Source organism: Megamonas sp. (assembly GCF_986095205.1).
Genome location: NZ_CFQVBI010000025.1, coordinates 1 through 20,800, shown reverse-complemented (window position 1 = coordinate 20,800; position 20,800 = coordinate 1). Strand labels below are relative to the sequence as shown.

At 30.9% G+C, this 20,800-nt stretch carries 15 protein-coding genes; 6 read left to right on the top strand and 9 right to left on the bottom strand.

Annotation, left to right across the window (positions count from 1 at the left end):
- Positions 1 to 95: 95 nt before the first annotated feature.
- The 3 genes from ylqF (at position 96) to AC5LAX_RS03775 (ending at position 3,667) form a co-directional block, all read left to right on the top strand.
- Complete coding sequence (gene ylqF, locus AC5LAX_RS03785; RefSeq protein WP_008537671.1) at positions 96 to 977, top strand: ribosome biogenesis GTPase YlqF; 882 nt, start codon at positions 96 to 98, stop codon at positions 975 to 977.
- 138 nt (positions 978 to 1,115) lie between these two features.
- Entirely contained in the window at positions 1,116 to 2,930 is a 1,815-nt protein-coding gene (gene typA / locus AC5LAX_RS03780) for a translational GTPase TypA (protein WP_018999879.1), read from the top strand.
- A 233-nt stretch (positions 2,931 to 3,163) separates the two neighbouring features.
- Positions 3,164 to 3,667 (top strand): cell division protein SepF, encoded by a 504-nt coding sequence (locus AC5LAX_RS03775; protein ID WP_008537673.1) that lies wholly within the window; start codon positions 3,164 to 3,166, stop codon positions 3,665 to 3,667.
- Between the two features lie 64 nt (positions 3,668 to 3,731).
- On the opposite strand, the gene AC5LAX_RS03770 is transcribed toward AC5LAX_RS03775, so the two are convergent.
- The 7 genes from AC5LAX_RS03770 to AC5LAX_RS03740 form a co-directional block, all read right to left on the bottom strand.
- Entirely contained in the window at positions 3,732 to 6,623 is a 2,892-nt protein-coding gene (locus AC5LAX_RS03770) for a DEAD/DEAH box helicase (protein WP_288909524.1), read from the bottom strand.
- 87 nt (positions 6,624 to 6,710) lie between these two features.
- The gene (locus AC5LAX_RS03765) at positions 6,711 to 7,088 is read right to left on the bottom strand and encodes a PH domain-containing protein (RefSeq protein WP_117584861.1); all 378 of its coding nucleotides are present in this window, start codon (positions 7,086 to 7,088) and stop codon (positions 6,711 to 6,713) included.
- An 84-nt stretch (positions 7,089 to 7,172) separates the two neighbouring features.
- Positions 7,173 to 7,871, bottom strand: coding sequence for an SDR family oxidoreductase (locus AC5LAX_RS03760; protein ID WP_266286693.1), 699 nt, complete (start codon positions 7,869 to 7,871; stop codon positions 7,173 to 7,175).
- A gap of 11 nt (positions 7,872 to 7,882) precedes the next feature.
- On the bottom strand, positions 7,883 to 8,623 hold the full coding sequence (locus tag AC5LAX_RS03755) for a sulfite exporter TauE/SafE family protein (protein ID WP_018999876.1): 741 nt from the start codon (positions 8,621 to 8,623) through the stop codon (positions 7,883 to 7,885).
- Between the two features lie 452 nt (positions 8,624 to 9,075).
- Positions 9,076 to 10,107 (bottom strand): tRNA (adenosine(37)-N6)-threonylcarbamoyltransferase complex transferase subunit TsaD, encoded by a 1,032-nt coding sequence (gene tsaD, locus AC5LAX_RS03750; RefSeq protein ID WP_118035640.1) that lies wholly within the window; start codon positions 10,105 to 10,107, stop codon positions 9,076 to 9,078.
- A gap of 36 nt (positions 10,108 to 10,143) precedes the next feature.
- Positions 10,144 to 10,734, bottom strand: coding sequence for a ribonuclease H1 domain-containing protein (locus tag AC5LAX_RS03745; RefSeq protein WP_008537680.1), 591 nt, complete (start codon positions 10,732 to 10,734; stop codon positions 10,144 to 10,146).
- A 69-nt stretch (positions 10,735 to 10,803) separates the two neighbouring features.
- The gene (locus AC5LAX_RS03740; protein ID WP_117464050.1) at positions 10,804 to 11,694 is read right to left on the bottom strand and encodes a helix-turn-helix domain-containing protein; all 891 of its coding nucleotides are present in this window, start codon (positions 11,692 to 11,694) and stop codon (positions 10,804 to 10,806) included.
- Positions 11,695 to 12,097: 403 nt separating this feature from the next.
- Between AC5LAX_RS03740 and AC5LAX_RS03735 the strand changes: the two genes are divergently transcribed.
- The gene (locus AC5LAX_RS03735; RefSeq protein ID WP_288909523.1) at positions 12,098 to 14,062 is read left to right on the top strand and encodes a glycoside hydrolase family 127 protein; all 1,965 of its coding nucleotides are present in this window, start codon (positions 12,098 to 12,100) and stop codon (positions 14,060 to 14,062) included.
- Positions 14,063 to 14,121: 59 nt separating this feature from the next.
- On the opposite strand, the gene AC5LAX_RS03730 is transcribed toward AC5LAX_RS03735, so the two are convergent.
- Entirely contained in the window at positions 14,122 to 15,384 is a 1,263-nt protein-coding gene (locus AC5LAX_RS03730) for a dicarboxylate/amino acid:cation symporter (protein ID WP_019000210.1), read from the bottom strand.
- 279 nt (positions 15,385 to 15,663) lie between these two features.
- Between AC5LAX_RS03730 and AC5LAX_RS03725 the strand changes: the two genes are divergently transcribed.
- The gene (locus tag AC5LAX_RS03725; RefSeq protein WP_288909522.1) at positions 15,664 to 16,059 is read left to right on the top strand and encodes a thioesterase family protein; all 396 of its coding nucleotides are present in this window, start codon (positions 15,664 to 15,666) and stop codon (positions 16,057 to 16,059) included.
- Between the two features lie 61 nt (positions 16,060 to 16,120).
- On the opposite strand, the gene AC5LAX_RS03720 is transcribed toward AC5LAX_RS03725, so the two are convergent.
- Positions 16,121 to 18,040 (bottom strand): ABC-F family ATP-binding cassette domain-containing protein, encoded by a 1,920-nt coding sequence (locus AC5LAX_RS03720; RefSeq protein ID WP_288909521.1) that lies wholly within the window; start codon positions 18,038 to 18,040, stop codon positions 16,121 to 16,123.
- Between the two features lie 274 nt (positions 18,041 to 18,314).
- Here AC5LAX_RS03720 and AC5LAX_RS03715 point away from each other — a divergent pair, with 274 nt between their 5' ends.
- The gene (locus AC5LAX_RS03715; protein WP_288909520.1) at positions 18,315 to 20,567 is read left to right on the top strand and encodes an alpha-galactosidase; all 2,253 of its coding nucleotides are present in this window, start codon (positions 18,315 to 18,317) and stop codon (positions 20,565 to 20,567) included.
- Positions 20,568 to 20,800 lie beyond the last annotated feature (233 nt).

Sequence of the window (20,800 nt, the reverse complement as noted above, 5' to 3'; positions counted from 1 at the left end):
TGTCTTGTAGTTGACACAAGATAGTGCCTTTTTTGTTGGAATTTGAATTTTATGTTATAGATATTTGAATATTAATATAAGGAGGAGTTTATTTAATGGAAGAAAATATGCAATATGATGATTTAGGAACACTTGCTCAATTAAACTGGTTCCCTGGGCATATGGCAAAAGCTAAACGCATTATTGTGGAAAATTTAAAATTAGTTGATGTGGTCATTGAGCTTCGTGATGCTCGTATTCCTAACAGTAGTGCAAATCCAATTTTAAAAGATTTAATTGGCAAAAAACCGCATTTAATTGCTTTGAATAAAATTGATTTAGCAGATAATAATATCAATAATAAATGGGAAGAATATTTCACATCTATGGGTAAATCTGTGGTGAAAATCAATTCTTTAGATGGTAAAGGTATTCGTCAATTAGTAACTGTAGCAGATGAATTGGCAAAGGTAAAAACTGCTAAATTCGCTAATAAAGGTGTAAAACCTCGTAATGCTCGTGTAATGATTGTAGGTATTCCAAATGTAGGGAAATCTTCTTTAATAAATAGATTATCTGGCAGTGCTTCATTGAAAACTGCTGATAAACCTGGTGTTACACGTGCAAAACAGTGGATTAAAATAAAAAATAATCTTGATTTATTGGATACTCCAGGTATTTTATGGCCAAAATTTGAAGATCCTGAAGTGGGATTGAATTTAGCTTTTACTGGAGCTATCAGTGATGAAGTTTATGATATTGAACGTGCTGCTGAAATCTTATTATGGCGTTTAAAAGATGATTATGCTAAAAATATAAAAGAACGCTATAAAATAGATGAAATTCCACAAACTAGTGAAGAATTATTTACTTTGGTAGGCAAAAAACGTGGATTTTTACAAAAAGGCGGTATTGTAGATACTGAAAAAACTGCTATTGCTGTGCTTAAGGATTTTAGAGCAGGAAAATTAGGAAAAATCTCTTTGGAAAGACCTTGAGTCTAAAGAAAAATTTTTAGCTATTTTAGTATTTTAATTTGACATAAAGATATTGATATACTACACTAGTAAAGAGATATTTTATCTTTTATATGATGTAAACATAATATATTCATTAATACATTGGGAGGAATTTTTTTGTATACTAATAACAAATTGAGAAATGTCGCTATCATAGCTCACGTTGACCACGGTAAAACAACTCTTGTTGACGCAATGCTTAAACAAAGCCATATTTTCCGTGCTAACGAACAGGTAGCAGAAAGAGTAATGGACTCTAATGCTATTGAACGTGAACGCGGTATTACCATTTTGTCTAAAAATACAGCTGTAATGTACAAAGATATAAAAATCAACATCGTTGATACACCAGGCCATGCTGATTTTGGTGGCGAAGTTGAACGTGTACTCAACATGGTTGATGGCGTTTTATTATTAGTTGACGCTTCTGAAGGTCCTATGCCTCAGACTAAATATGTTTTACGTAAAGCTTTAGAACAAGGTTTAAAACCTATCGTTGTTATCAACAAAATTGACCGTCCTGACCAGCGTATTGATGACGTTTATGACGAAGTTTTGGAACTTTTCATGGAACTTGGTGCTGATGATGATCAGCTTGATTTCCCTGTTGTATACGCAATTGCTCGTGATGGTATTGCTAAACTTGATCTTGATGATGAAAGCGATAGCTTAGAACCATTAATGGATTTACTTATTAAAGAAATTCCAGCTCCACAGGGTGATGTAGAAGGTCCTCTTCAAATGATGGTAACTACACTTGATTCTGATGAATATGTTGGTCGTGTAGCTATTGGTCGTATCATGCGTGGTAAAATCAAAGAAGGTCAAAATGTAGTAGTTATCAGTGGTGATGGCGAAACTAAAGAACGTATCGGTAAAGTATATGTTTACCAAGGTTTAAAACGTATGGAAGTTAGCGAAGCTGAACTTGGTGAAATCGTAGCAATTACTGGTCTTCCTAGTGCAAGTATTGGTCATACTGTTGCTGATGCTGAAAATCCAGAAGCTTTACCTAGCATTAATATTGATGAACCTACATTGTCCATGACTTTTGGTGTTAATACTAGCCCATTTGCTGGTCGTGAAGGTCAGTTTGTAACATCTCGTCATTTACGCGACCGTTTATATAAAGAAACTGAAACAAATGTAAGCTTACGTGTTGAAGAAACAGATAGCCCTGATACATTTAAAGTTTCTGGTCGTGGCGAATTACATCTTTCTATCCTCATTGAAACAATGCGTCGTGAAGGATACGAACTTCAGATTGGTAAACCAGAAGTTATTTATAAAGAAATCAATGGCCAACTTTGTGAACCAATTGAAAACTTAACTATTGAAGTACCTCAAGAATTCATGGGTACAGTTATGGAATCCCTTGGTACTCGTAAAGCAGAACTTTCCAATATGACTGAATTAAAAGGTTACTTACGTCTTGAATTCACTATTCCTGCACGTGGACTTATCGGTTTCCGTTCTGAATTCTTAACTAATACAAAAGGTAATGGTATTATGAACCATGTATTCCGTGGATATGCTCCATATAAAGGTGATATTCCAGGTCGTAGCCGTGGTTCTTTAGTAGCATTTGAACAAGGTGAAACAACTCCATACGGTATTTATACTCTTCAAGACCGTGGTGTAATGTTCATTTCTCCAAACCAAATGGTTTATGAAGGTATGATTATTGGGGAAAATACTCGTGAACTTGATATGGACGTAAATCCATGTAAGAAGAAAAATGTTTCCAATATGCGTTCTTCTTCTTCTGATGAAGCTATTCGCTTAACTCCACCTCGTCTTTTAAGTCTTGAACAGGCTCTTGAATTCATCAACAAAGATGAAATGGTAGAAGTTACTCCAGAAAGCATTCGTTTAAGAAAAACTATTCTTGACAAATCTCAGCGTGGACGTTTACGTAAAAACGCAAAATAATTTTAAGTATAGTATATAATGTGTTAGAAGCGACATTTATATGTGTCGCTTCTTAGCATATTTATGAATTTATTTGATTAGTTAAACAATCAAATAAATTTTATGAAAATAATATTTATTACAGTTTTTTGCAGGATTTTTTTATTTTATATAGAATTATCCTAGTATGGGTTTATTTTAATTTTATATAAAATGCATTTATGGTTTATAAAAGAGATATTTGAGGTGAGATTATGGCGGATTTTTTATCAAAAATCACTAAGTTTCTAATTCCAGAAGAAGTTGAAGAAATAGAAGCTAAAGTTGATGAAAAACAAGAAACTAGAAGACAAACAGTAAAAGTAGCTCCTAATGTTACTCGTGTAGCAAATGGACCTTCCATTTACACAAATACAGCTGAAGCTACAAGAGATGAAGCAACATCATCTGCTACTAATAACTATGAAGAAAATAATCGTCGTCCTAGTTTAAAAGTATATAAACAGCCAAATATGAATGTACTTGTATTTGAACCTACTAATTTCAATGATACAAGAATTGCTGCTGATGCTTTAAAAGCTTCTAAAGCTGTACTTATCAATTACGAAAAAATTGAACAAAGTGAACAAGTTCGTATTTGCGATTTTATGAATGGTGCTTGCTATGTATTAGATGGTTCTGTAAAAAGAATTTCTGCAAAAATGGTATTATATGTGCCAAACGGCGTATCTATCGAAGAAATTATTCCAACAAAATAAAAAAAGACATCTATGGAAATGGAAGTTTATGAAACTTATCATTTTTTATAGATGTCTTTTTATTTTAAACGGTTATGGTTGTAAGATAATCGAAAATATCTGCTCTAACAGGTGTATCTAATTTATAGAGAATTTTAAAACCATTATATTTAGGTGCAAATTCTGGCTTGCCTTGGGCTGTGATTTCACCTAAAAAATAAAATTCTTTAGCTTCTTTATCTTCACTAGGTTTGCGTACAAATAGATATAATTTATTTTGTTCTTCTTTGGCATTATATATATGTTTAGCATCACTAGAGTCTAATTTTCGATTGCTTTTGGAGTAGGCTGTAATCAAAGTATTGCTTAAAAATTCATTAGTATAATCCACTCTTTTTTTATCTGGGGCTATATAATTGATAAACACTGGCATGGTATGTGTTGTCTTTTCATAGAAATAACCAGCCATGGCATTAGGATTTATTTTTTGAGGCCAATTTAATAGATAACAAACTTCTTCATAAGTGTATTTTTGATATAAAACAAGGTTAGTATCTTTGTATTTATTTTGATAGTATTTTTGATATCTTTCTAAGGCAAAATCGAGAATTTCATTTATTTGAAAATAGAACTTTTCATCTTGTAAAGCTGATTTAAAAATATCACTGATGATGTAATCATTATCATTTTCTTTGATGAAAATGCAATTACTAAATTTAGCTTGCTCATTGCTAATGGTAAATAGATTAGTTAAATTGCGTATTAGAGAAGTTTTTATTTGCTCAGTAAATTCTTGATGGTATTTTGTAATTAAGATTTGCTTTATATCCATTAATAAATGAGATGTATTTTTTAATAATAATTTTAAAGCTATGAGTTCATGAATTCTTTTGCCTTTAGCGAAGCGATATGAGATAAAATAAAGAATTTCTTCTTGAATTGTATTAAATCTAATTGTGTAATCTTTATCGTATTTTTGCAAGAAATTATGATATGTTTTAAATTTATCAAGGAATTTTAAAATGTCTATACTACCAAACTGGGAAAAATCAAAGATAGAAGGAATTTTTCCTAATTTTTGTTTTAATTGTAGATATTCATTTTTCAATAAGGCTGTATCGCTTAATTTGGCACTATCAATAGCTTGATAGATTTTTTGACGAGCTACTTTATCAAAATGAATGGTAGAAGAACCAAAGATGAAGCGATTTCCTTCTGCTACATAATGACGGATATTATCTTTATTATAAGAAGTATCACCAGATAGGGCTATTGGTATCATAAAGTTATTTTGATAGTTGCCGATAAAGTCAAGAATTACTACATAATCTTTTTGCGGATATTTACGAAGCCCACGACCTAATTGTTGAACGAAGATAATGGCTGATTTTGTAGGTCTGAGCATAATTATTTGATTTATAGCAGGAATATCAATACCTTCATTCATAATGTCTACAGTGAATATATAATCAAGACCTGTAGAGCGTTCTTTTTGTTCTAATTTATGAATGGCATTAGTTCGCGTTTCTTGACTATCTTTACCTGATAGAGCAATGGTATTAAATCCTCGCTCATTAAATTTTTGTGAAAGTATTTGGGCTTCTTCTATTTGACTACAGAATATTAAACCGCGTAGACGTTCTCCACTGAAACCATAGTATTGAGATTGATTGATGATATGTGTTACGCGAGCGTCTGTAGTTAAATCATTAAATGTTGAATTATCATTGATTTCTTGATCATCAACTGTGATATCAGTGATGCCAAAGTAGTGAAATGGGCAAAGTAAATTTTCTTGCATAGCTTGATTTAAACGAATTTCATAAGCTATATTATGGTCAAATAATTGGTAGATATCAAAACCGTCTGTGCGTTCTGGTGTCGCTGTCATACCTAATAAAAATTGTGGTTGAAAGTAATTTAAGATTTTTAAATAACTATTAGCACCAGCTCGATGAGTTTCATCAATGATTATATAGTCAAAATGTGTTGGTGTGAATTGAGTTAAATTTTCTTCTTTGTTTAGCATATTTATGGTAGCAAATAGATAAGGTTTATGAAAATCTTTATGGTTAGCTGATAAAATACCATATTGGATATCTGGTATTATTTTGGCAAAAGTTTTACAAGCTTGTTTGAGAATTTGTTCGCGATGGGCTAAAAATAATAGTCGTTTAGGCTTGGCTTTTTTGACAGCAAAGGCACTTAAATATGTTTTTCCTGTGCCTGTGGCAGATATCAATAATGCTTTATGTTTATTATTTTGTTGCAATTTTGCTAAAGCTTTTAATGCTTCCTGTTGCATTTTATTGGGTGTAATATCATTGGTAGAGATATTTTCTTGAGCTGCAGCAAATTCTCTTTTTAATTTTTGTAAAGAATGATATTTAGTAGCATATTGTTTAAGCCAGATATCAGTCAAAGGCAGGGATTCTTGCCACATTTGTTGAAATTGAGATAATGTATTGTTGATTAAAGCACCATTTGTTAAAGAATTTATTTTTAAACTCCATTCTTTATTTGCTTTTAAGGCTGTTTGCGTTAAATTATTACTGCCTACAATTAAAGTATAATAATCGTTTTGTTCAAAGATATAGCCTTTGATATGGAAATTTTCTTTAGTATAGATGCAAATATTTAAATTAGGATATTGTTGTAATTCCTGTAGAGCTTTTGGTTGATTAAAATATAGATAATCAGTGGTTAAAATGTCGCCAGTGATGTTTTTTTCTTGAAGTAGTTTTAAACATTCTTTAAGACAAATTAAACCACTTTGAGTGATAAAAGCTATGGCAAAATAAAATCGTTTACAAGTTTGTAATTCTTGAAGTAGTTCTACTAATAGATTAGAGCCACTATTATAATCATTATAGATTATCTGTGGTTGTAAATCAGGCAAGGAATTAATTTTATCATCTATAAGAGCGCTAGCAAGACTTTGTTGGAGTTCTTGAGCTAAATAATCTTGTGTTTGCATAGAGTAACCTCATAATTTTATATTGAATTTATTGATAAAAAAGGCTGAGTTTAAATCTATAAAGGATTTTAAACCCAGCTTTTTATTTTAACGTAATACATATTCAGCTAAAATAGCTTGTAGTTGATAAATATCTAAACTTTTATCAAATTTTTTGCTAATAGGCATATCCATACCAGCGACATATATTTTTAATTCAGCATCTAAATCGAAATGACCAGCTGTTTCAATGCTGAAATGTCTTATGCTTTTATATGGTATAGAATGATATTGTGTTTTTTTGCCTGTAAGACCTTGTTTATCCACAAGGATAAGGCGTTTGTCGGTAAAAATAAATAAATCACGAAAGATTTCATAAGCCTGTTGAATGCTTTCTCCATTAGCTAATAATTTAGCGTAATCTTGGCGGATATCATCAAGATTTGCTTTAGAGGCATTGCCTAAAAGATTATCAAATAATCCCATAAAAATTCCTCCTATACTTATATACATATTTTTATATTATAGATATTTATATAATATAATTCTGTGTATCAAGGAAGAATACCTTTATTTATTGTAATACCAATCATAATCGTCATGGTAAATCATTTGTTTCGTCATGCCACCATCAACGACGATATCTTGACCGGTGATAAATGAAGATTTTTCACTGCAAAGAAACATCACAGCATTTACAATATCTTTGGGTACGCCAACACGATTTACTAAATGTTGAAGTTTATCTGCTGAGGAAAATTCACTATTTGTAGTATCTATCCAACCAGGAGAAATACTGTTTACACGAGCTTTTCCACGCAATGTAACTGCCATAGCATGAGTTAGTGAAGAGATTGCTCCTTTAGCAGCAGTGTAACTTTCAGTATTTGCTTGACTCATCAAATGACGGCTAGAAGAAATATTTACGATGCTAGCATTGTCTTGAAGATGGTTCATAAATAATTTAGTAAGCATAAAAGGAGCCACAGCACCAACTTTTAGTACGTAGAGAAAATCTTCATAAGAAGCAGTAGCTAAGCCACCTTTCATAAGACAAGCGTTATTGATTAAATAATCTATTTTTTTATGCTCATCAATTACTTTTTGGGCAAATTGCGTCAATATTTTTTCATCAGCAATATCGCCAACAAAATAATCATTAGGTAAAACATCAATAGTACATACTGTAATATTTTGAGCTTTGAATTCATCACAAATGGCTTTGCCAATACCTCTAGCTCCACCAGTAACAACAGCAACTTTATTCATATAGTTCTCCTTTAATTGATAGCTGAATAAATAGTATATAAAGCACTGAATAATAACATAACGAAAACGAGTCGATTAAACATTTTTTGAGAAATATAAGGAAATAATTTATTACCTAGCCATAAAGCGATAAAACAGAATGGAACGATATAAATACTTTGTTCAATAGCGAATGAAAAATCTTTTCCTGCTAAGTAAAAAGCAAAGATACCTAGGTAATTAATAATAGTAAAATAAGCAATACAAGTGGCACGCAAAGAAGTTTTATCACGATTAGTAGATGTTAAATAAATAATAAGCGGTGGGCCACTCATACTGGTAGAAGTATTTAAAATACCAGATAGACAACCAACAACACCAGTTTTACAGGATGTTTCAGTCAGTTGTTTACGGTAAATTTTGGTAAGAAATAAGAATGATAAAATAACACAAGCAATGAAAATTTTTAATCCTATAGTAGGCACAAATAGATAGATGAGAATACCAATAGGATGACCTATTACTGAACCAATCAGCAATGGTTTTAGAAAATGCCAATCAATATTATCTTTGACAAAAAAGACAAAAACAGTATCAAGAACAACAGATAAAAATTGCAAAAGAACAACAACTTCTTTGGCATCATAGACCATTAAAAGCAATGGCGTAGAAACAATAGCAAATCCAAAACCCGTCAAGGATTGAATTAACGTAGAAATAAAAGCTATACCAATAGCTAATAATAACGAAGTATCAGAAAATATCTCCAACATAAAAATCGCCCACTTTAAGTATTAGTTCATTTCTTTGATGACAAAGAAACGAACCAAAGAAATCACCGCAGATAAAATTTTAATTTTGAAAATAATTATCACTTCATACAACGCTTAGAAACTCGCTTCGCTCAAACATTCAGACTAAAACCGTATTCAGTGATAATTATTTTCAATAATCTTGCGATTACCATTAAAATTTTATAATGCGGAAAATAAAAGTTACAAATTATTATTTTGTAATTGTTTTTAAATAATACCAAAATTTCCCGCATTAGCAGATTTTACGGTAGCTGAAAGCTATTGATAAAGATAAAATTATGGCTATGTTTTTAGTCCAACTGTTTGAACAAAGTGAGTTTTGGACGTTGTAGACATAATTTTATCTTTATCAAAGTAAAATCAATATCGCGGGATTTTTTCTTTTAGATAAAAGAAAAATGAATAAATCCTTATTCTTTGTCAGTTAGTTCTAGATAAGGGATAGCGTTTAGGTTGCTATCGGCAAAGTCTCCTGCTTGGGCTTGGTAGTAACCACGGCAGGCTATCATGGCAGCGTTGTCTGTGCATAAGATTTTGCTTGGGTAGTAAAATTCTAAGCCGTTTTCTTTGCAGGCTTTTTGGAGATGTCCTTCTAGGGAACTATTTGCTGCTACGCCACCGGCAAGTACTAGTTTTGTCATGTTGGTTTGACGAGCTGCTTCTACAGCTTTATGCACTAGGATATTAACTACTGATTTTTGGAAGGAAGCGGCAACATCAGCTTTGTTGATTTCGATGCGTTTCGCTTTCATATTGTTTAAATAATTGAGCACAGCCGATTTTAAGCCACTGAAGCTAAATTCATAGTTACCTTTTTCATTTAATGCCATAGGGAAATCAATAGCATCAGGATTTCCTTCTTTAGCTAATTTATCAATTTGAGGGCCACCTGGATAAGGTAATCCCATTACACGAGCTACTTTATCAAAAGCTTCACCAGCTGCATCATCACGAGTTTGTCCCATTAGGGAAAAATGATTATAGTCTTTTACGTGAACTAGAGAAGTATGTCCACCAGAAACTACGAGAGCCATAAATGGTGGTTGGAGTTCAGGCGTGGATAAGAAATTGGCGAAGATATGACCTTCTAAGTGATTTACGCCAATTAGTGGTTTATCTAAAGCAAAAGCCAAAGTTTTAGCGGCAGATACGCCTACAAGTAAAGCACCTACTAATCCTGGGCCATAGGCTACAGCAATGCGATCGATATCTTTTAAAGTAACATTTGCTTTATGAAGTGCTTCATCTAAAACAGGCATGATATTAACAATATGTTTACGAGAGGCGATTTCAGGAACGACACCTCCGAATTTTTGATGAATTGGAATTTGAGTAGAAATTACATTAGCTAGTATTTCTCTGCCACCGCGTAAGATAGCAACAGAAGTTTCATCACAGCTAGATTCTATACCTAAAGTCAATGAATTATCTGTAGTAGTCAAATTTTTATTCCTCCTCTAATTTTATTAAGCAATTTATTATAAACCTAAAGCTTGTTTAGCTAATTTGTCAGCAAGTTCATTACCTAATACTCCTGTATGACCTGCTACTTTTTTGAAGGTCACTAGATGTAAATATGGTTTCATAAATTCAGCATATGCTTTAGTCAATTCTTTATTTGTTTTCCAATTGCCTAAAGCCCATTCAGATAAACCGATATAATCATGACAGATTACAATTTTTTCATCATGAGCAATAGCCCATTTGGTAGCTTCCATAGCACCTTGAATTTCTCCAGCTACGTTATGTAGTTCACTAGCATCTATGGAAGTGCCTTTTCCGTTGAAAGTATCTATTAATTTACCTTTATAAAAAATAGCCATACCCCAACTATATTCACCATTTATATATGAACCATCTACATAAATATAATAACGGTCATCATCTTGTTCAGAAATATTGACAGATGGTTTGTCTTCTAAATAGTTTTGAGCTTCTTCTTTTGTGGGAAAAGATTTAAATAATGCTCCTTTAAAACCTTGTGTTTGTTTTTGGCATTCAGCCCAAGTTGTGAATATTCCTGTTTGATAACCTTTTTTTACTGCGTAAAATTTCTTCTTTGTAGCCATATGTCCTCCTTTACAATATGTTTTATTATAGCATTTTTGTTTTATTATAGCTATTTTAATTAAAAATAGTTAGATTTTATTTATTTGTTGTTGCTTTCTATAATTTGTAGGAGTAGTGCCAACTATACGTTTAAATTGTTTAGTAAAATATGCATTATCATCAAATCCTACAGATATAGCCACTTTATTAATAGAAAAATTTGTGTATGTTAATAATTCTTTAGCTTTTTGTATGCGTATGTGCAAGAGTAGTTGTAGTGGGCTTAAGCCATATTTATTTTTCACGCAACGAATTATATGTGTAGGATGAAAAGCATATTCATCAGATAGTTTTTTTAAATCGAAGCTTTCTGTATAAAATAGAGAAAAATGTTCATAAATTTTTTCTGCTACATTTTTGGTATTTGGCTCATGAATATCACAAAGAATACTTAGAATGGAAAAAAATAATTGTTGGCTCTTTAATTGAGAAACAGTTGAAGAATAGAAATCTTTTTTTGGTTTAGTTTTATCAATTTTTACTTGAACGATAGTATTCATATATTCAGCCATTTGAGATTGTTGTTCGGCTGTTAGTGAACCATGTTGAGGTAGTGATATATGGAAAGGTTCTTTAGTAAATTGATAATTTGCTTTTTGTTTATGGTTTTTATCATAGATAGGTTTATCCATATATTTGAATTTACCAGTAGTATAAAAATGTAGCCAAAAGAAATCTGTAGCTTCATCACAACATTTATATCCTTTGTGTAATCTATTTGGTGGCAAAATCAAGAATTCTCCTTTTTTGAGAATATATTTTTGAGAATTTTCTTCTAAATATAGCTTGCCAGCAGTTACAAATATTAAGTCAAATGTAGAAGGCATGATTCTTCTTAAATGTAAATCGCCTACTCGATATAATGATTTACCTCCCACTATTAAATGAGGCAAAGGTGGACAAGTAAAAATAATATACAAAAAATCACCTCAAATATTAATTTTATTATACTAACAAAACTTGAAATTAAGCATAATACTGATGATTATTAATATTATACTATATATTTTTTTATTAGTTATGATAATTTTATTATACTATTTATGCTAATATTATACTATTAAATGTTAATTTTATTTATTTAAAGTTTTCAAATAATTATATAAAATATAAACAGTTAAAAGTTACGTGACTAAAAAATATTGTAGTTATTTGTATGTTAGTAAAATTTTTTACATAGGAATATAACGGTAATGATAATAATTTTCTTATGTGGAATTATTCTAATGCTTTTTTATCATAAGTATAAACAAAATGAAAATAATATTCTTTTAGATTTAGCAAAAAGAAATAGTTAATAGATTATTATTAAGGAGATTTATTATGTTTGAAAATAAAATAAAAATAACAGCACCATTTTGGCAACAATATATAAATTTAATCCGTGAAGAAATGTTACCTTTTCAATGGTCGGTATTAAATGATGAAGCTGATATTAAAATTGAAAAAGAAAGAGATGCAGATCATATACCAGCAGAGAAAAGCCATGCTATTGAAAATTTCAAAATTGCATCTGGAATAAGCAAAGGAAAACATTATGGAATGGTTTTTCAAGATAGTGATGTTTATAAATGGCTTGAAGCAGTAGCATATGCATTACATCAACATCAAGATGACGATTTACAAAAAATTGCAGACGGAGTAATAGATTTATTAGCAAAAGCACAACAAAGTGATGGATATTTAAACACATATTTTACTATAGAGGCACCAGAACGTAGATATAAACGTTTATATCAAAGCCATGAACTTTATTGTGCAGGGCATTTTATTGAAGCAGCAGTTGGGTATTATAGTGTTACAAAAAATCAAAAAATATTAGATATTGCTTGTAAATTAGCAGATCATATTGATGATATTTTTGGCAGTGAAGATGGAAAAATTCATGGATATGATGGACATGAAGAAATAGAATTGGCATTACTTCGTTTATTTGAGCTTACAAAAAATGATAAATATAAAAACTTAGCAAATTTCTTTTTATATGAACGTGGGAAAAATCCAAATTTCTTTAAAGAACAACAAAAGACAGATCCTTCAACTGAACCTGTAATTGAAGGTATGGAAAGTTTTAAACCAGAATATTATCAAAATCATAAGCCTATTTTGGAACAAGAAACAGCTGAAGGACATGCTGTACGTGTTATGTATATGTGCACAGGTATGGCTATGTTGGCTCGTTTAAATAATGATGAAAGAATGTTTGAAGCTTATAAACGTTTATGGAAGAATATTGTTACTAAACGTATGTATATAACAGGTGGTATAGGTTCTACTGTTATAGGAGAAGCCTTTACTGCAGATTATGATTTGCCAAATGATACAATGTATTGTGAAACATGTGCTTCTATAGGATTGATCTTTTTTGCAAATAATATGTTGAAATTAGATGTAGATAGTCAATATGCAGATATAATGGAAAAAGCTCTGTATAATACAGTTATAGATGGTATGGCTCTTGATGGAAAGCATTTCTTTTATGTAAATCCATTGGAAGTTGTTCCTCAATTAAGTCATAAAGATCCAGGTAAATCACATGTAAAAACTGTTCGTCCAGCGTGGTTTGGTTGTGCATGTTGTCCACCTAATTTAGCTAGATTATTAAGTTCTTTAGATGAATATATGTATACAGTAAAAGATGATGTCATTTATAGTAATTTATATGTAAGTAATAAATCTGATTTTAAAATAAATAATCAAGTGATAAGTATTGAAGAAATTACAGATTATCCATGGGATGGAAAAATTACTTTTAAAGTAAATAGTGAGGCAACATTTAAATTAGGTTTACGTATTCCTAGTTGGGCAAATAGATATTTATTTAAGTTAAATGGTAAGGAATTTACACCAAAAATAGAAAAAGGATATGCTATTATAGATAGAACTTGGGAAAAAGGAGATATAGTTATTTTTGATATACAAATAGAAGCTAATTTTGTTTGTGCAAATCCTTTAGTTCGTGAAGATTATGGCAAAGTTGCTATACAACGAGGTCCTATTATTTATTGTGCAGAAGGTGTGGACAATGGAGATAATTTGCATTTAATAACTATAGATACAAATAAAGAAATAAATGAGTATAAAAATAATGATAGTTTAGGAGATATTGTAAAATTAGAATTAGAGGCTGAAAAATTAATTTTAGATAAACAATGGAATGATATTTTATATAGAAATGTAATAGAAAAACAAGAAAATGTAGAAATTATTAAGTTAAAACTAATACCATATTTTTGTGCATTTAATCGCGGTGAAAATGAAATGGCTATTTGGTTAAAAACTAAATAATAAATAAAGCTCCTTAAAAGTCAGTGGACAGCTTTTAAGGAGCTTTGTTTTTATTTATATTATGCTAAAGTATCACCTTTAAAATTATTTTGGTAAGAAGATTTTATTTCTCCGCGAGAAATTTCACGTTCCCAAAGACCAACAACAACTGTAGCGATACAGTTACCAAATATATTGCAGAATGTACGAGCCATATCCATGATACGGTCTACACCTAAGATAATAGCGATACCTTCTGTTGGAATACCAAAAGAAGCAGCTGTACCAGCAATTACGATGATAGAAGCGCCAGGAACACCGGCTATACCTTTAGTGGAAATCATAAGTGTAAGTAACATCATGATTTGTTGAGTAAGACCAAAATCAATATCATACATTTGAGCTAAGAAAATAACAGCTAGAGAACTATATAAAGTGGAACCATCAAGGTTGAAGGAATAACCTGTTGGCATAACGAATGTGATGACATGTTTTGGTAAACCTAATTTTTCTAAACATTTCATGGCAAGTGGTAAAGCAGCTTCACTACTTGCAGTGGAATAACCTAATAATAATGGTTCACGTAAAACTTTGAAGATATGCCAGAAATTTAATTTAGTGATGATAGAAGCAATAATTGCAAGGATAATTAAGAAGACGATTATTGCAAAATAAAGTGAAAATACTAATTTTCCAAGAGGAATAAGCATTTCTAAACCGAAAGTACCAACAGTATAAGAAATCATGGCAAAAATACCAATTGGTGCAAAAAGCATAACATAATGTGTAACTTTGAACATTGCTTCTGCTACACCGCGACAACATTCAACAACAATTTTTCCTTTTTCGCCGATATGAGCAAGAGCTACACCGAAGAAACAGCTAAAGAAGATGATTTGTAACATATCGCTTTTAGCGCAAGCTTCAACAATGTTAGCAGGAATGATATTTAATAAGTGCATAGAAATACTGAAAGATTCTGCAGTAGCAGCAGCATTAGCACCGGCAGAAGCTCCAATGGAAGGAAGAGAAACGCCAACACCAGGTTGAAGTACATTTACGACTACAAGACCAACAACTAAAGCTAAACTACTAGCAACTTCGAACCAAATGATGGCTTTACCACCTAAACGACCAAGTTTTTTGAAATCACCAGTACCAGCAATACCAATTATTAAAGTACTAAAAATAAGAGGTACAACGATCATTTTAATCATGCGAATGAACGCATCGCCTAATGGTTTTAATTGTGACCCGATATCAGGTAAAAAATAACCAAAGATAGCACCTAATACTAGCCCTAAAAATATTTGGGCTGTTAGATTAATGCGCAACTTTTTCATTAAAAAGACTCCTTTTTGAAATTTATTTTTTTTTGCATAAAAACTGATTATATATTGTTATTTTATGCAGTTAAGATATTAACAATATATTTAAAAACATATTTATCATTATAGTAGTAATGTTATGTTAAGTCAATGTAAAATCTAGATAAAACATTGTATACATTGTTTTAAGAGTAAAATTAGTTTGAATATTTATGAATTAATAATTTGCATAAAAACTCTATGGATAAATTTTAAATATATGTTAAAATAAAAAATATATTTAAATGAATAGGAATGAGATTAATGTTAACTTTAAAAACAGGTATAAAAGGACAAGCACAAGTTAAAGTGGTTGAAGAAAATACAGCGAAAATAATGAAAAGTGGAACCTTGCCAGTTTTTGCAACTCCAGCGATGGTGGCGTTAATGGAAGAGGCTTCTTGTATAGCTTTAAAAGATTATTTGGAAGAAGGAGAAGGTACTGTAGGTATAAAATTGGATATATCACATATTGCACCAACTGCTTTAGATGATGTCGTAATAGCTATAGCTACTTTAGATAAAATAGAAGGTAGAAAATTAACTTTTATAGTTGAAGCAAAAGATACGCATAAAGTTATTGGTAAAGGAATACATGAAAGATTTATTATAAATAATGAAAAATTCATGAATAAATTACAAAAAAATTAATAATTAATAAAAAAGCTTTCTATTTATAGTTTGTACTAAATAGAAAGCTTTTTTGTTTGATTTATTTGCTATTTTCGGCTAATTCTTCTAAATATGCCCAACGTTCCATTAAATAATCTAATTTTTCTTGAAGAGCAGTTTCTTCTTTAGTTAGCTCATTTAATTTGCCATAATCAGAAGCATTTTGACTCATTTGAAGTTGTACTACTTTTAGTTTTCCTTCTGTTTCAGCAATTATGGCTTCAATTTCAGCATATTCTTTTTGTTCTTTAAAAGAAAGTTTTTTTACTGGCTCAGTTTTAATTGTGGTATTTTTAGATGTTTTTTCTGTATCAGAAATGGTGTTTTTTGTTTCAGTATTTTTTCCTTTTTCTAATGTAGCCAATTCTTTTTCTTCAATACCTTTGTAATAAGAATAACCACCAGGATATTGACGAAGAGAGCCGTCTTGCTGATAAACAAAGACTTTATCTGCTAAGCGGTCAATGAAAAAGCGGTCATGGGATACAAATATAATAGCACCATTAAAATTATCAATGAATTCTTCTAAAATAGACATAGTTTGTAAATCTAAATCATTTGTAGGTTCGTCTAGTAATAGAACATTAGGAGAACTCATTAAAACTCGCAATAGGAATAAACGACGTTTTTCACCACCAGATAATTTACTGATAGGAGTCCATTGTAATGTACCTGGGAATAAAAATCTTTCCATTAATTGAGATGCACTTAGTTGTGTGCCATCAGCTAATGTTATGTGATGAGCAACTTCTTTGATATATTCAATAGGGCGAAGTCTTTCGTCCATATCAATATTTTTTTGAGCAAAATATCCAATTTTTACAGTTTGACCAATATTTACATTTCCTGTTGTTGGTGGCAAGATGCCAGCTATTATATTTAATAAGGTAGTTTTACCAGAACCATTAGGTCCTAAAATACCTATGCGGTCATTTCGTAAGACTGTATAAGTGAAATTTTTAATGATTGTTTTATTATCTACAGTATAATTTACGTTTTCTAATTCAATTACAGTGCGACCTAGACGAGAGCCTGCAAGTCCCATTTCAATTTTGCTATTATCAATATTTACTTTTTGATTTTTTATTTCTTCAAATCGTTGTATTCTTGCTCTTTGTTTGGTAGAACGAGCTTGAGCACCACGACGTATCCATTTTAATTCATTGCGTAAAAAGTTTTGACGTTTTTGTTCTGAAGCTTCTTCGCGTTCTTCTCTGGCAGTTTTTAATTCTAAGAATTGAGTGTAGTTACCTGTATAAACATAAGATTTACCTTTATCCAATTCTAAAATTTTAGTAGCAACAGAATCAAGGAAATATCTATCATGTGTTACCATGATTAAAGCACATTTCAATTTTTGAAGGTATTCTTCAAGCCATGCGATAGTTTCACTGTCTAAATGGTTAGTAGGTTCGTCAAGCAATAATAAATCACATGGTTGAATTAATACTGTAGCTAAAGCTAATCGTTTTTGTTGTCCTCCAGATAAGGTTTTTATTTGGGCAGAAAAATCCATAATACCTAATTTAGTTAAAATGGTTTTAGCATCACTTTCTAATTGCCAGCCATTTAATTCATCAATTTTACTAGTTAATTTAATGATTTTTTCTTGTAATTTATGATCATGAGGATTTTTTTGACTTTGAGCTAGAGTGATTTCGTAGTCATAAAGCGCTTGCATAATAGGTTGATTGCCCTGAAATACTTCCATTAGAATTGTATTTTCAGGATTGAAGATTTTATCTTGTGATAGATATTCGATTTTTATATTTTTGCCAGCGATGATATTACCACTATCTTGAGGAATAAGACCTGCAATAACTTTGATAAAAGTAGATTTACCTGTTCCATTGACACCAACAATACCTATTTTATCACCTGAAGATAGGCTGAAGTTTACATTTTCAAATAAGACTTTTTCTCCATAAGTTTTACATAAATTTTCTATTGTTAAAATCATAATAAAAACACACTCACTTTAAATGTTTTATTGTTTGTATATTATATCATAATTTATTTAGCTAAATAAAATTTTTAATTAAGTGAAAAAGAACAACATAGATACAATTTTTAGAAACATAAAACATTGATTTTATTTTTTATAAATATTATAATATTAGGCAAGAAAAGCGAAAACGTTTACAGATTTATTTGTATTGAATTTTGCAAAAAATCTTAGCATTTTTAATTTAGTTATTAATGCAAGAAATTTTTTAATTCAAGGAGGATAAAAGATGATTTTATTTAACCAAGAAACAAAGACATTTCATTTAAAAACTTCTAAAACAAGTTATTTGATGAAAGTCTTAGAAACAGGGCATTTACTCCATCTTTATTGGGGGCGTCCTTTAAAATCTGAAAATCTTGATTATACTGTACGTAGAAAAGATTGGTTTAGCTTTGTTGCTAATACAGATAATATAGATGCTTTCCATTTAGAGTCTAAAGAACAAGAATATCCTGGATATGGTTCTACAGACTTACGTAGTCCTGCTATTGAACTTGAATTTGCTGATGGTACAAGTGCTACAGATTTTAGATATGTAGATTATAAAATTGTTGATGGCAAACCTGCATTAGAAGGTTTACCTGCAACATATGTGGAAGCAGATAAAGAAGCTCAAACTTTAATTATTACATTAACTGATAAAGTAAAAAATGTTGATGTAGAATTATCCTTTACTGTTTTTGAAGAATATAATGCTATCGCTCGTAGCGTTAAAGTAATAAATAAAAGTGCTGATGATGTAAAAATTCAACGTGTATTGAGTGCAAACGTTGATTTTAAAGATAGTAAATTTGAAATGATTCAGCTTTCTGGTTCTTGGGCTAGAGAACGTCATATCATTCGTACACCACTTCGCATCGGTGGACAATGTGTAGAAAGTCGTCGTGGTGCAAGTAGCCATGCGCAAAATCCATTTATGGCTCTTGTTCGTAAAGATGCTACTGAAACAAATGGCGATGTTTATGCTATGAGTTTAGTATATAGTGGTAACTTCTTAGCTAATACAGAAGTTGATATGTATAGCAAATCTAGAATGCAAATTGGTATCAATCCATTTGATTTCACATGGTTATTAAAAGCTGGAGAAGAATTCCAAGCACCTGAAGCTGTACTTGTTTACTCTAACGAAGGTTTAACAGGTATGAGTCATACTTATCAGAATTTATATGGTAAACGCTTAATGCGTGGTGTATGGCGTGATAAAGCTCGTCCTGTTCTTATTAATAACTGGGAAGCAACATATTTTGATTTCAATGAAACTAAAATCAAAGAAATTGCTAAACAAGCTAGTGAATTCGGCATTGAATTATTCGTTTTAGATGACGGCTGGTTCGGTGAAAGAAATAATGATGACCGCTCTTTAGGTGATTGGTTCGTAAATGAAAATAAAATCCGTGGCGGTTTGAAAAAACTTGTTGATGAAATCAACGGTATGGGCATGAAATTTGGTTTATGGTTTGAACCAGAAATGGTATGTCCTATCAGTAAATTATATGAAGCACATCCTGATTGGTGCTTGCATATAGAAGGTCGTACACGTTCTACAGCACGTCGTCAGTTGATTTTAGACCTTTCTCGTAAAGAAGTTTGCGATTATATTATTAAATCTGTATCTGATGTACTTGCTAGTGCAAATATCGAATATGTAAAATGGGATATGAATCGTAATATGACAGAAATTGGTTCTGCTGTATTACCAGCAGAACGTCAACGCGAAGTAGCTCATCGTTATATGCTTGGTTTATATCATGTAATGGATGAAATTACTAGTCGTTTCCCTAATGTTTTATTTGAATCTTGCTCTGGTGGTGGCGGTCGTTTTGACCCAGGTATTTTATACTACATGCCACAGACTTGGACAAGTGATGATACTGATGCTATTGAGCGTTTGAAAATTCAATATGGTACATCTATGGTTTATCCTAATGTTGCTATGGGTTGCCATGTTTCAGCAGTACCAAATCATCAGGTAGCTAGAATTACACCATTTGCTACTCGTGGTATTTCTGCAATGTGTGGTAATTTTGGTTATGAACTCGATTTAACAAAATTAACTGATGAAGAAAAAGCTCAAACTAAAGCTCAAGTAGCATTTTATAAAGAAGTTAGAGAACTTATCCAATTTGGTGATTTCTATAGAATTCAAAGCCCATTTGAAAATAATGAAACAGCATGGAGCTTTGTAGCTAAAGATAAATCAGAAGCAGTTGTAAGCTTCTTTAGAACTTTAGCAGTGCCAAATGATAATTTAGCAACTATTTGTGCTGTAGGTTTAGATGCTGATGCTATTTATGAAGATATGCGTACTGGTAAACTTTATGGCGGAGATGAATTAATGTATGTAGGCATTAATGTTCCAGATAAAGTTGTTGGTGGTATAGCTGAAGAAGGTAAAGAATTATTTGCAGGCATGCCAAGTCCTGTTATTGAAGGCGATTATGCTGCATTTATATGGCACTTCAAAAAAGTTAATAAATAATAAAATAAATTATATAAATGAATTTACTAGAGATTGAGATTTTATCAATCTCTAGTAAATAAAAGATAAATGATTGAATATTTTTAATATTATTTTTATAGGCAAAAACTTTATTTTAAATAAAAATTTTATATTTTAGGAGAGAATTTATTATGTTTAACAAATCTACATTAACTATCACAACATCTGCTTTGGTTTTAATGAGTACGGGAGTAGCAGGAGCTGCTAGTAAT